Origin of the sequence: Listeria swaminathanii, assembly GCF_014229645.1 — a bacterium.
GTDB classification, from domain to species: domain Bacteria; phylum Bacillota; class Bacilli; order Lactobacillales; family Listeriaceae; genus Listeria; species Listeria swaminathanii.
Genome location: NZ_JAATOD010000004.1, coordinates 1 through 13,661 on the forward strand (window position 1 = coordinate 1; position 13,661 = coordinate 13,661).

Consider the following 13,661-nt stretch of genomic DNA (forward strand, 5'->3'; position numbering starts at 1 on the left):
ATATTGTCTGGTAGTTATGGCGAGAAGGTCACACCCGTTCCCATCCCGAACACGGTAGTTAAGCTTCTCCGCGCCAATGGTAGTTGGGGGTTTCCCCCTGCGAGAGTAGGTCGCTGCCGGGCAATTTTTTATTATTCCACAGTAGCTCAGTTGGTAGAGCAATCGGCTGTTAACCGATCGGTCGCAGGTTCGAGTCCTGCCTGTGGAGCCATTTTTTTATTTGAAAGGCTTTGCTGCCGCTTTAGCTCAGTTGGTAGAGCACTTCCATGGTAAGGAAGGGGTCGTCGGTTCAAATCCGACAAGTGGCTTAATATAATAGTTATACTTTGGATGTTTCGCTAGTATGCGAAGCTTTTTTTATTTGCCTAAAAATATAAAACACCTTATCCAACACCTTATTTGCTAGATTTATCAAAATTTAGGAATGTTTATGTTCATAAAGAATAATTATACGGTTTTATTCAATTTGTTTTTAGAGTAAATGTTAAGTAATTCAATAAAATATTAGTTTGTGCTTGATTTAATATGGTTAAAATGGAAAGAATATGTACTTTTTGCCACAGATTAAAAGTAGTTTGTATAAAAGGATGAATAATAGCCTGATTTTTGTAGGATTTAGTAATTGGAGATATGATATTACTTATTTAGGGCAAAAACAAGCCTAAATAACTTCTGTTTTGGGTTGTTCATGATAAGAATCGGACATTTCATTACATTTTTGGTTATACATTGCTCTTAGATGGTATCTTTTAATAAAGGATGATTTAAGAGAGGAATTGGAAATGGAGAAAAAAATTGTAGTTGTTGTGGTATTAGTTAGTATAGGTGTATTGATGGGTTGTTCTAACGGTGAAAATGCTGAGGGAAAACCAATAGAAGGAAAAGGGATTGAGAAAGTTGAAATGAAAAATCGGGTAGTTTCTTATCGTGGGAAGTATCTTGAATTGGCTGGAAATATGGATGAGCTAGAAGAAAGTTCTCCGATTATTGTTACTGTAACGAAAGGATCTGAGGATAAATCGATAATGAAGGAATCTAAGGACAGTGATATTCCGACAGAATTTTATACTATGAGTGAAGTGAAAGTTAATCGTATTGAAAAAGATGAGACAGGGATATTGAAAGAAAATAATCTTATTAAGATATTAGAAGACAGCGTGGAAAATGTAAGTGTTGATGGAGAAGAATATGACTTAACTATTGATGGTTATAAAAATATGAAGGAGGGAGAAGAATATACTCTTTTTATAAGGAAAAGTACGTCGGGGGACAATTATGTATTAACTAATGCTGTATTGAGTAAGTATCCTGTTGAAAAAGTGAGTGATCGCGAATTGTTTCTTGAAGGGGATGAGAGCGTGGGGGGAACGGTTGATATGAAAGCTACGTATAAAGAGATTTATCAGGATGTTTTAAAGGAATATAATTAAATTCTGGTTTCGGGGACTATAATGGGATAAAAGCCTTATCTTGAATCAGGAGTATAAATAGATTATACTAGGTGTATAATAACTGGACGGGATGGGGTGTTTTTTTGAAGGAGAAGAAGCAGCGGATTATTAAGTCGGCTAAAGAGGTGTTTCAAAAGCAAGGGTATTTGAAGACGTCTGTGCAGGATATGGTTGAAGCAGCTGGGATTTCTAAAGGGACTTTTTATAATTATTTTACTTCGAAAGAGGAACTGGCGATTGTGATTTTTAAGCAGGAGTATTCGGTTTTGCATCAGCGTTTGGAGTATACGATGGCGCTGGACGGGACGAAGAAGGATAATTTTACGGAGTGTTTGAAGATTATTATTCATTTTTATACGGAGAATGGGGAGATATTGAATATTACTTTTTCTCAGACGATGATTGATGATGATTTTAATGCGTTTTTACAGAATGTTCGGCTGAAAAATATGGAATGGGTTAAAAATCAGTTGTTAGAGGTTTATGGGGAGGAAACGGAGCCGTATATTAATGATATTACGATGTTGCTTAGTGGTATGGTGGCGATGTATGTCTTTGCGAGTGGTAGCAAAAATATTAACTCCGGGCTGATTGAGCGGGCGATTCCTTATGTTGTGAGAAGGCTAGATGCGCTTGTGAAAGATATTTTGGAAAGCGGAGAGATCGTGTTTACGGAAGCGGATACGGAAAACTTAGTACCCGACCAAACGATGATCCGGAAGAAGCGTTTGGCTAAACTACGGGAAGCGCTGGAGGAGCTTAATGTCGGGATTGAGAATGCGGATATAGCTGACTCGGATAAATGGCAGTATAAGGAATCGATGAATGCGCTTGTTGGTGAGATTAATAATAATGAAGCGCCTAGAGATTTCATGGTTCAGGGAACGTTATTGTATCTAAAACAGCATGTGCCAGCTAGTTTAACGAAAGAAGTAAATAAATTGGAAGCTTGTGTGAACGGGCTTTTATAAGAATTAGACCGACCAGTCACTTTTTGTTGACTTATCGGTCTTTTTTTATTATACTTCTATTATTCATCTGGAAATTTCCACATGGGAAGGGGTATTAATTTTGAATAGTACAGCAGTAGAACGGCCCGTTGATGTTAATGGGAAGTCGTATAGTAGAAGTTTATTAGTAGTAACAATGATTATTGGGGCATTTGTAGCGATCTTGAATCAGACGTTACTTGCAACAGCGCTGCCAATGATTATGGATGATTTGCATATTACAGCAGCAACAGGGCAATGGTTAACGACAGCTTTCTTGCTGACAAATGGGATTATGATTCCGATTACAGCACTTTTAATTGAAAAAATTAGTTCGAAAACGTTATTTATTACGGCGATGACTGTATTTACAATTGGTACAATTATAGCATCTGTGGCGGGTTCATTCCCGATCTTGCTTACTGGTCGTATTGTTCAAGCGGCGGGTGCAGGGATTATGATGCCATTACTTCAAACAATCTTCTTGCTGATTTTCCCTCGTGAAAAACGTGGGGCGGCAATGGGGCTGATGGGACTCGTTATTGCGTTCGCTCCAGCAATTGGACCAACTTTGTCTGGTTGGATTGTGGATTCGTATGATTGGCGTGTATTATTCCTTATTTTAATTCCAATTGCGGTTATTGATATTATTTTAGCGTTCTTTGGAATGAAAAAAGTAGTGAAGCTAACTGATACAAAAATTGATTTTCTTTCGATTGTAATGTCTTCAATTGGTTTTGGGTCACTTCTTTATGGATTTAGCTCAGCGGGTAATGATGGCTGGGGAGATGCAACGGTTATCACGATGCTGATTATTGGTGTCGTTGTTATTGGGCTATTTATTTGGCGCCAGCTAGTTATTGATAATCCGATGCTTGAGCTTCATGTGTTTAAATATCCAGTATTTTCATTGTCAGTTGTTCTTGGTTCGATTGTAACAATGGCGATGATTGGTGCGGAGATTGTGTTGCCACTTTATATTCAAACAATTCGCGGGGAGTCGGCGCTTCAATCAGGTCTATTATTACTTCCGGGTGCGATTATTATGGGGATAATGAGTCCGATTACGGGTATTATTTTCGATAAAATTGGGGCGAAATGGCTGACGATTACTGGGGTTACCATTTTGACTATCGGTACAATTCCATTTATGTTCCTAACGATGGATACGCCGCTTTGGTATATTGTCGTGTTCTACGCAGTGAGGTTCTTCGGGATTTCGATGGCGATGATGCCAGTTTCTACAGCGGGTATGAATGCACTTCCTAACCACTTGATTAACCACGGTTCGGCAGTGAATAATACAATCCGTCAAATTGCTGGTTCGATTGGGACTGCGGTACTTATTACTGTTTTAACGAATGTGACGAAAGATAATATGCCAGGTAAGGCGCTTATGGCGACGGACCCAGCTAGTTTTGCTCAAAAGGCACAAGATGCTAGCTTGGACGGAATGCGTGCGGCGTTTATGGTTGCGGCAATTTTCGCGGCTATTGGGATGATTTTAAGTCTATTCCTTAAAACTAAAAAACAAGAACCAATTGTTAAAGAATATACGAAATAAAAATAAAACAGGGTCAAAAATCCAATTTGGACGATTGACCCTGTTTTTTTATACTTTTTTAAGGGTGACTTTCCAGCTGGTGCCGGTGCCGACTGAATAAGCGTCTACGAACGAACCTTGATTGATACCGAGGCCGAGATTGTCGAGTGAGTTGACGTAGATGAGTGGCTCGCCGATGCGTAAGTCTGCGAATGAGCGGCTGTAGGTAACGAAATTCTTATAAACTATGCGGTCGTGGTGTTTGATTAGGACTTCAATGGAATCACCGTAGTTTGCGCCAAGTTCAAGGAAATCAGTCCGACGAATATTTGTCCAAAGGTTGCCAAATGGGCGGTCGATAATATCAATCGTTCCAAAAGCTTGCTCGCCTTCTAAATAGGAATCGCTTAAACTCAGAGAGACAATCGATTCGGGAGCGGCTGCGGGTCCAATATCTTCAAAGTTAATCACGCCAGCTGCAAGTCGCGCTGCTGTATAGGCAAAAATATCACGACCATGAAAGGTATGAGACGCGCCAGATTTTGGAAGACGATTTTTTTCTTCATCAATGAGACGAACTTCTTTGATCGTTCCGTAATGCGCGATATGAGTTAAAGTCCCGTTGTCAGGTGTAATAATATAATGACCATCTTCTGTTAAAACGGCAACACTGCGGCGCTTCGAACCAACGCCAGGATCCACAATAGAGACAAAAATCGTATTTTCAGGCCAGTAAGTCACAGTTTGTAGTAAACGATAAGATGCCTCCCAAATATTAAATTGAGGAATTTGATGCGTTAAATCGTATATTTGTAAATCGACACTAACACTGTTAATCACGCCATACATTGCACTAACTGCACCATCACTAATACCAAAATCGGATTGTAAAACAAGTAGTTGTTTTGTCATTTTAAATTCCTCCATTTTCAACAATTTAGGGTAAAATAAAACTCGCCCTCGTCCAAAATAGCATCTTGGAATAAGGGCGAGAAAATTTCACGCGGTACCACCTTAATTTATTTCCAGCTTACACTGAAAACCTCAAATAAGCATTTATGTACAATACTTACGGCGTTTGATAACGGACGCCAAATCCGTTGCGGCTTACTTAATTTCAGCGGCAAAACTCAGAGGCCATTTTTCGGACGTTGTTTTTTGTTCCTTTTCAGCAGTGGGAACTCTCTTTTAGAAAAAACGGGCGTCGTACTTTTCTCTTCATAGCTTTGTAATAAAGAATACAGAAAAGTTGGATAAGTGTCAATGAATACAGTACGGCTTGTGAGGGAAATCGCATAGTAGCGCTGTTTGAGAACGATTATCAACTGTCGTATTACTGTGATTTTAAAGGAAGAACTGTTATAATATAAGCGAAAATTGGAAACGCTTTCTCTATATAGGAGGTAATGTGATGGGCGCAAAAGTATCGGTGCAAATTAATGGTGAGGCGCGGGATGTGGTGGAAGGAACGCGAATACTGGACTATTTGAATGCAGAGGGAATACAGCATCCGCATATTTGTTATAGTGAGCAAATTGGGCCAATTCAATCTTGTGATACGTGTATGTGCGAGGTTGACGGGGAACTTGTGCGGGCGTGCAGCACGAATCTAGCAGATGGGATGGAAATTAAAACTAATTCAGAACTGGCGAAAGATGCGCAATTAGAAGCGATGGATCGGATTTTGGAGAATCATTTACTGTATTGTACGGTTTGTGATAATAATAATGGCAACTGCAAAGTACATAATACGACGGAATTGCTTGGTGTGGAAAAACAAGAACGACCTTACCGTGAAAAAGGCTATCTGAATGATTTTTCGCATCCGTTTTATCGTTATGATCCGGATCAATGTATTCTTTGTGGGCGCTGTGTGGAGGCGTGTCAGCAAGTGCAGGTGAATGAGACGCTTTCGATTGATTGGGAGCGTAGTCAGCCGCGCGTTATTTGGGATGATGATCGTCCGGCGAATTTGTCTTCTTGTGTTTCATGCGGGCTTTGTGCGACGGTGTGTCCTTGTAATGCGTTGATGGAAAAATCAATGCTCGGCCAAGCTGGCTTTATGACGGGGTTAGATGAAGATATGCTAGAACCGATGATTGATATGGTGAAAAAAGTGGAGCCGAATTATCAAACCGTTTTTGCTGTGTCAGAAATGGAAGCGGCGATGCGGGAAACGCGGACGAAGAAAACGAAGACGGTTTGTACTTTCTGCGGGGTTGGTTGTACGTTTGAGGTGTGGACGAAGGATCGCAAAATCTTGAAAGTCGAGCCAACTGGGGAAGGTCCGGTGAACAAATTTGCGACGTGTGTGAAGGGGAAATTTGGTTGGGATTTTGTTAATAGTGAGAAACGGATTACGACACCGCTCATTCGCGAAGGAAATGAATTTGTGCCGGCAAGTTGGGAAGATGCGATTCAGTTAGTTGCGACTAAATTGCGGGAAATTCAGGCTAAGTATGGCAATGACTCGCTTGGATTTATTAGTTCGTCTAAAACAACGAATGAAGAAAACTATTTGATGCAAAAATTGGCGCGGCAGGTTTTTGAGACGAATAATATTGATAATTGTTCGCGCTATTGCCAGGCACCAGCTTCGGATGGGCTGACGCGGACGGTTGGGATTGGTGCGGATTCGGGGACTGTGGAAGATATTGAAACAGCGGGACTTGTAATCATTGTTGGTGCTTCTCCGGCTGATGGACATCCCGTGCTTGCTAGCAGAATTAAGCGAGCGCAGAAGACTCGTGGTCAAAAGCTGATTGTTTCTGATTTGCGGAAACACGAAATGGCGGAGCGTTCTGATTTATTTATTCATCCGAAACAAGGAACGGACTTTGTTTGGTTGACGGCAGTTGCGAAATATATGATTGATCAGGGATGGCATGATGAGGTCTTTATGGAGAATCGGATTAGCAATGTGGCGGATTACCTAGCATTTTTAGAACCATTTACACTTGATTATGCAGAAAAGGAAACGGGGCTGCCTGCTGAAACGTTGAAAATAGTGGCGCAGATGATTCATGAAGCTGATGGGACGGCGGTTTGTTGGGGAATGGGTGTTACGCAAAATATTGCGGGATCGCATACTTCTTCGGCTATTGCGAATTTGCTTCTTGTCACAGGGAACTTCGGAAGACATGGTGCGGGAGCGTATCCACTTAGAGGACATAATAACGTGCAAGGTGCTTGCGACATGGGTTCGTTGCCGAATGTTTTACCGGGAATTCAGCCACTTGGAAATAACGAAGTTCGCGCTCGTTTTGAGGAAGCTTATGGGGTGTCGATTTCGCCGGAACCGGGTTTGAAAAACAATGAAATGCTTGATGCGATTGAGGCGGGAACGCTCCACTCCATGTATGTGATTGGCGAGGAAATGGCTTGGGTGGACTCTAACTCTAATCATGTCCAAGAAATTCTCGCAAGCCTTGATTTCTTTGTGGTTCAAGATGTGTTCCTATCGAAAACAGCGCAGTTTGCGGATGTTGTTTTCCCAGCGGCTCCTTCACTTGAAAAAGAAGGAACATTTACGAATACAGAACGTCGGGTACAACGGCTTTATGAAGTATTAGAACCGCTTGGAGACTCGAAGCCAGACTGGTGGATCATTCAAGAGGTGGCTAGAGCATGCGGAAGAACGGACTGGAATTATGATCATCCGAGCGAAATTATGGATGAAATTGCTAGCTTGGCGCCATTTTTTGCAGGGGTTCGTTATGACCGGATGCAAGGGTTTAACAGCCTTGTGTGGCCGGTGAGTGCGGATGGGAAAGATATGCCACTACTGTATGAAGAACGATTTAATTTTCCGGATGGCAAAGCGCAATTTTCGACGTTACCGTATATTGCGCCGATTACTTTCCCAGAAGAATATAATTTAACGCTGAATAATGGGCGGTTGTTGGAGCAGTTCCATGAGGGGAATTTGACGGATAAATCGAAAGGCTTGGATTATAAATTGCCGGAAGTGTTTGTGGAAGTTTCGCATGAATTAGCGAAAGAACGTGATATTGAAAGTGGTTCGCTCGTTCGTTTAAGCTCGCCTTATGGTCGCATTAAGCTTCGTGCTGTTGTGACCGAGCGGATGAAAGGGTATGAAGTCTATGTGCCAATGCATTCTGTGAGTAGTGAAACGGCAGTCAATTTGCTGACTTCTAGCGCCGGCGATGTTCGGACGAAAACACCAGCTTATAAACAAACCAAAGTGAACCTAACTGTGCTTGAAAAAACTGGGAAAAATCCACTTCCAGACCATAATCCGCGTAATCGAAAAAGGTTCCCACAAAATGGAGCTGAAGTAGAACGCAAGTGGTCGAGAGAAGATTATCAACCGATTTCTAAGGTAAACTGCGCTTGTGGTGGGAACTGTGGCTGCGGCGGAAAAGGGAGGAATCACTGATGGCAGAACCAATTTCAACGATACGGGATACAAAAAAGACCCCGGAAGAATTGGAACAAGAACGTTTAGAGCAAATGAAAGCAGATATTGCTGAACAGGATTCTGGTTTTATGGAAATTGTAGAAACGGTCAAATTACTACAAGAGTCGGGTGCGCTTGAGGCTTTGAATAGCGCGATTAAAGCTCGCGGAGATATTACGAAAACATTTTTGAATGAGTGGCGTAAGGAACCGATGACGAATGCGATTAATAATATGATGATTTCGAGCAAGCTGTTGACCGATACGAAACCAGAGCAAACCGAAGAAATGATAGCCAATTTAAAAAATGCGGCGAAAAAAGCAGAGGAAAGCGCGAAAAACGATGAAATCATGGGAATGTTAGCGATGATGAAGGCGCTGAAAGACCCCGATATCAACCGCGCACTCCGGTATGGCATGACCTTTTTAAAAGAAGTTGGGCAAACATTAAAATAAGTAAGCGAAACAGCGAGACTTCATGGTATCGCTGTTTCGGTTTAGAGAGGAGAGGGTTTTGATGGATATTGTATCGCGTCAAAAAATCCGCCGTTTTGAAGCTGGCATTTTCCAAGAAATCGAGTCAAGCGTAGCGACCGAGTATCCGCTAACTATCTACGTCAACGACCAAGAACTCGTGACCATCGTCTGCACGCCAGAGTATCTGGAAGATTTAGTAGTAGGATTTCTGACATCGGAAGGCATCATTCGCGGTCCGGAAGACATCGATTCCGTGGATATCATCGAAGCGACTGGGCACGCCAAGGTTAGCGCTAATTTTGTAAATAAATTCAACGCCAAGTATCGCGGCAAGCGCTACATCACCTCATGTTGCGGCAAATCGCGCGAGAATTTCTATTTTCAATCAGATGCCTCACTCGTCAACGTAAAGCAAAATTCGAGCCTAAAACTGACAACCAACCAGATTTTCCGCTTAATGGACAAATTCGAACAAAATTCCGCAACATTTCATCAAACTGGTGGCGTTCATAATGCGGCACTTTGCAGTTCGGCGGAAATTATTTATAGTCGGATGGACATTGGTCGGCATAACGCGCTCGATAAAATTTACGGCCGCGCCTTGCAAGACGGGACAACGACCGAAGATAAAGCGATTATTTTTAGCGGGCGCATTTCATCGGAAATCCTCGTTAAAACAGCCAAACTAGGTTGCGGAATTATTTTGTCGCGTTCTGCCCCAACCGAACTAGCGATTAATATGGCCGAAGAACTTAACATCACAACAGTTGGCTTCATTCGCGGCGATCGATTAAACGTCTATTCCGGATTTGAACGAATCACGTAACTTTGATATGATGCAGTAAAATAGGATAAGTAAGGTGAGTAGAAAGATGAAACAAATTTTAGTAGTAGATGATGATAGACATATATTGAAGCTCGTGGGACACTATCTCCGCGCAGAAGGATTTCGCGTCCTAGAGGCAAATGATGGCGTGGAAGCTGCGCAAATTGTTGAAACCGAGCAAGTTCATTTGGCTGTGATTGATGTGATGATGCCGAATATGGACGGCTTCGAGCTTTGCCAAAAAATGCGTGCAAGCTATCCCGATATTCCGGTAATTATGCTGACCGCCAAAGATGCACTGGCAGATAAATCGCGCGGTTTTGAAGTGGGAACCGATGATTATGTCACCAAACCCTTTGAGCCACAAGAGCTAGTTTTCCGAATTCGCGCATTACTACGACGTTCCAACCAAGCAAGTGAAGTGAAAATCAACATCGGCAACATCACCATCGACCAAAAAAGCTACGGTATAAAAATTGGCAACCAAGAACGCATGATTCCCGTGAAGGAATTTGAGCTATTATATCAACTAGCGAGCTACCCCGGCCGCATTTTCACCCGTGAAGAATTAATTGAACGTATTTGGCAACGCGATTACGATGGCAGTGACCGAACAGTGGATGTACATATTAAACGTTTGCGCGACCATTTTGACGAGGAAAAAGATGGCATCCGGATTGTCACCGTGCGCGGCGTCGGTTATAAATTGGAGGAAACAATATGAAATCGTTATACAGCCGAATAGTTATCACGATGCTCGTCGTCATTCTTTCCAGCAGCCTGCTCGGATTTTTCTTTGCCAACATTTATTACCAAATACAATTAAAACCTTTCAACGACGAAAAAACTGCTAAAATAGCCGAGGAAGTCCAACAATTTTACCAGTCCAATGCAACGATTTCTCTTAATGAGTATTTGGAAAATGTGGGGGAACTTGGATACGAATTGTATCTCACGGACGGAGCAGATAACACAACTTATTTCGGCGGGGAATTTCGCAAAAAAGATTTACCCGACAAAACTATCCAACAAGTGCTAGCCGGCGAAACTTACCATGGAATCGACACCTTCAACACGGGCATTTTCATCACAGGATTTTTTGATAATGACGTCCGAAATACCATTGGAGTTCCGGTCAAAGCAGATGGAAAACAACTCGCGCTATTTATACGTCAAGATCCAGAACAGCAATTTGGCGAACTCCGCATCTTTTTCGCAATGATTCTGATTTTCACGTCCATCATCAGTATTCTGTTTGTTCTCATCAGCGGCAGATATATTGTAAAACCGGTCGTGAAGCTGACAAACGCAACTCGGAAAATCCGCAAAGGCAATTACGATGTGGCGCTTGAAGTCCGCCGTAAAGACGAGATTGGCCAGCTGGCAGACTCATTTGCAAAAATGGCAAGTGAACTCGAAAAATCCGAAGCAGCCCGCCAAGAATTTGTCGCAAATGTCTCCCATGAACTGCAATCACCGCTAACATCAATGCAAGGCTTTGCGAGACTCCTAGGCTCGGGAACGCTAACGGAAAAAGAACAAGCGGAATATTTAACTGTTTTATCCGAGGAAACAACACGTTTATCCTCCCTGACAAAACAATTACTCACACTAGCTTCACTCGACCAAGAATCGGAATTACGAAAAAAAGAACCAGTCCGCTTAGCCGAACAATGGCGCCAATTAATTCAAATGACCGAATGGAGTTGGCGTGAAAAGGAACTCACGATTAACCTAGACTTAGCTGATGTTGACTACACCGGTGATGCTGAACTTCTTTACCAAGTATGGTCCAATTTATTAACAAACGCGATTAAATTCACACCACCGGGCGGGAACATCCAAATCCGCCTTCACGAAGATACAACGAACATTCTTGTAGAAGTTCAAGATAGCGGCATCGGTATTAACAAACCAGACCTTGCGAAGATTTTCGATCGTTTTTACAAAGCGAACCAAAGCCGCACCCGTGAAGAAGGTTCCAGCGGCCTAGGCTTATCCATTTGCCAAAAAATCATCACGTTACACCACGGCGAAATCACAGTTGAAAGCAATCATGGCACAACTTTCACCGTCAAACTGCCTAAAAACTAAATTTGTAAAATCCGATTCACATTCCGTTTACAAAACTTCTTTAAACTAAGTGTAAGATCTTAGAAGGAGTTGAACGGAATGTTTTTGGCTTTAAGAGAATTAAAACACGCAAAATTACGCTATATTTTAATCGGATTAATTATGGTATTAATCGCATGGCTCGTTTTGTTTGTAACAGGACTCGCGAACGGACTAGCAAACGACAACGGAGCAGCGATTTCATCAAACAAAGCAACCTATTATGTACTACAAAAAGACTCAGACAATCGATTGACTAGGTCCAATTTAACCGCAGCGGAAACAGAAAAAGTATCAAAACAACTAAAAAAATCAGAAAGCACCAACCTAGGCGTGCAAATGGGGACGATCACCCAACCAAACAAAGATAAGAAAACCGACATTACGTATTTCGGCATAGATGAAACAGGCTTCATGAAACCCGCAATTTCAGAAGGAACTGCGCCACAACAAACAAAAGAAGTAGTTGCCGATATTTCTTTAAAAGAGTCTGGCTATAAATTAGGAAGTAAGCTGAGAGACAGCGCAACAGGAGAAACATTCACGATTACTGCTTTTACAAAAAATAATACATTCAGCCATTCACCGGTTATTTTCGTTGGCTGGGATGCGTGGAAACTAGTTCACCAAACAAACCAAGCAGCAGAAGGAGAATACAACGCGGTCGCACTAAATGTTTCTAAAAGTACTGCCGAAAACTTATCACTCGGCTCACTCGAACTTTCATCCAGTAAAGAAGTGCTGCAAGGTATTCCCGGCTACTCAGAAGAACAAGGCTCCTTGCTAATGATGATTGCCTTTTTATTCGTAATCGCCGCATTTGTTTTGGCTGCATTTTTCTACGTCATTACGATTCAAAAAATCAACCAATTTGGTATTTTGAAAGCAGTTGGTGCACGAACAGCCTATTTAGCGCGAAGCATCATCACCCAAGTTGTTTTCCTATCCGTCGTAAGTTTACTCATTGGTAATGGCTTAACATTTGGTCTCGCGGCAATTTTACCAGCGAGTATGCCATTTACACTTAGCCCAATACTCGCAGTCGGCTGCTCCGCCTTATTCCTTGTTGTAGCAGTCGTCGGATCAATGTTATCACTCTATCGTGTAGCAAAAGTAGACGCGCTAGAAGCAATTGGGAGGGCAAACTAATGACATTAATGATGAAAAATATATCTAAAAATTATCAAGACGGTGAGCAAGTCATCGAAGTATTGAAGAATGTATCTTTAGAAGTCGCGCAAGGAGAATTCGTTGCAATCGTCGGCCCATCAGGTGCAGGGAAAAGCACATTTTTATCCATTGCTGGCGCTCTATTATCCCCAACTGAAGGTGAGATAGCTATTGGCGGAAAAGTGCTAAACAATCTTACAAGCAAAGAACTCACAAAAGTGCGGCTCGACAAAGTAGGCTTTATTTTCCAAGGTGCGAACCTAATTCCGTACTTAAACGTCCGCGACCAGCTGCTTGTAATTGCCGAACTATCCGGTGAAAAAGGGCGAGCTGCGAAAGAAAAAGCAGATAAGCTACTCCAAGAATTAGGCTTAACTGCTCGGCAAAATAATTATCCAGAAAGTTTATCCGGCGGCGAAAAACAACGCGTCGCTATTGCCAGAGCGCTGATGAACGACCCCGACATTATTTTAGCGGACGAACCAACCGCTAGCCTAGATGCAAACCGCGGCCATAAAGTAGTCCAAATGATTGCGGACGAAGTAAAACGAAAAAACAAAGCAGCAATCATGGTAACGCACGATGAACGAGTTTTAGACTTAGTTGACCGCGTGATTCGGATTGAGGATGGATATTTGAAGGATTAAAAAAAGTTTGACCCTCGTGTTAGGGTC

11 protein-coding genes, 2 tRNA genes, 1 rRNA gene and 1 other annotated feature are annotated in these 13,661 nt (G+C 42.1%); of the genes, 13 read left to right on the forward strand and 1 reads right to left on the reverse strand.

The window, feature by feature from the left end; translation table 11 throughout:
• Positions 1-6: 6 nt before the first annotated feature.
• From rrf to mdrT, 6 genes are all read left to right on the forward strand, one after another.
• Positions 7-122 (forward strand): 5S ribosomal RNA (rrf, locus tag HCX62_RS11290).
• A gap of 13 nt (positions 123-135) precedes the next feature.
• A tRNA-Asn gene (locus HCX62_RS11295) sits at positions 136-211 on the forward strand.
• Between the two features lie 24 nt (positions 212-235).
• A tRNA-Thr gene (locus HCX62_RS11300) sits at positions 236-308 on the forward strand.
• Positions 309-782: 474 nt separating this feature from the next.
• Entirely contained in the window at positions 783-1,430 is a 648-nt protein-coding gene (locus HCX62_RS11305; protein WP_185639136.1) for a hypothetical protein, read from the forward strand.
• 104 nt (positions 1,431-1,534) lie between these two features.
• Positions 1,535-2,422, forward strand: coding sequence for a bile-regulated transcriptional regulator BrtA (gene brtA, locus HCX62_RS11310; RefSeq protein ID WP_185639137.1), 888 nt, complete (start codon positions 1,535-1,537; stop codon positions 2,420-2,422).
• Positions 2,423-2,522: 100 nt separating this feature from the next.
• Positions 2,523-4,004 carry a cholic acid efflux MFS transporter MdrT gene (gene mdrT / locus HCX62_RS11315; RefSeq protein WP_185639138.1) on the forward strand — a complete coding sequence of 494 codons (1,482 nt, stop codon included), beginning with the start codon at positions 2,523-2,525 and terminating at the stop codon, positions 4,002-4,004.
• 48 nt (positions 4,005-4,052) lie between these two features.
• Here mdrT and HCX62_RS11320 read toward each other — a convergent pair whose 3' ends face one another.
• Positions 4,053-4,895, reverse strand: a complete 843-nt coding sequence (locus tag HCX62_RS11320) for an SAM hydrolase/SAM-dependent halogenase family protein (RefSeq protein ID WP_185557661.1) — start codon at positions 4,893-4,895, stop codon at positions 4,053-4,055.
• A 69-nt stretch (positions 4,896-4,964) separates the two neighbouring features.
• Positions 4,965-5,214 (reverse strand) — a binding site (T-box leader).
• A gap of 180 nt (positions 5,215-5,394) precedes the next feature.
• Between HCX62_RS11320 and fdhF the strand changes: the two genes are divergently transcribed.
• The 7 genes from fdhF (at position 5,395) to HCX62_RS11355 (ending at position 13,634) form a co-directional block, all read left to right on the forward strand.
• Entirely contained in the window at positions 5,395-8,382 is a 2,988-nt protein-coding gene (gene fdhF, locus HCX62_RS11325; protein ID WP_185639139.1) for a formate dehydrogenase subunit alpha, read from the forward strand.
• Complete coding sequence (locus tag HCX62_RS11330; protein ID WP_185639140.1) at positions 8,382-8,858, forward strand: helical membrane plugin domain-containing protein; 477 nt, start codon at positions 8,382-8,384, stop codon at positions 8,856-8,858. Before fdhF ends, HCX62_RS11330 begins: the two co-directional genes overlap by 1 nt.
• Before the next feature lie 61 nt (positions 8,859-8,919).
• A complete protein-coding gene (gene fdhD / locus HCX62_RS11335; RefSeq protein WP_185639141.1) occupies positions 8,920-9,705 on the forward strand; it encodes a formate dehydrogenase accessory sulfurtransferase FdhD in 786 nt (261 codons plus the stop codon).
• 46 nt (positions 9,706-9,751) lie between these two features.
• A complete protein-coding gene (locus HCX62_RS11340) occupies positions 9,752-10,429 on the forward strand; it encodes a response regulator transcription factor (protein ID WP_185639142.1) in 678 nt (225 codons plus the stop codon).
• The gene (locus tag HCX62_RS11345) at positions 10,426-11,799 is read left to right on the forward strand and encodes a sensor histidine kinase (protein WP_185639143.1); all 1,374 of its coding nucleotides are present in this window, start codon (positions 10,426-10,428) and stop codon (positions 11,797-11,799) included. Before HCX62_RS11340 ends, HCX62_RS11345 begins: the two co-directional genes overlap by 4 nt.
• A 78-nt stretch (positions 11,800-11,877) precedes the next feature.
• Complete coding sequence (locus HCX62_RS11350; RefSeq protein ID WP_185639144.1) at positions 11,878-12,966, forward strand: ABC transporter permease; 1,089 nt, start codon at positions 11,878-11,880, stop codon at positions 12,964-12,966.
• Positions 12,966-13,634 carry an ABC transporter ATP-binding protein gene (locus HCX62_RS11355; RefSeq protein WP_185639145.1) on the forward strand — a complete coding sequence of 223 codons (669 nt, stop codon included), beginning with the start codon at positions 12,966-12,968 and terminating at the stop codon, positions 13,632-13,634. Before HCX62_RS11350 ends, HCX62_RS11355 begins: the two co-directional genes overlap by 1 nt.
• Positions 13,635-13,661 lie beyond the last annotated feature (27 nt).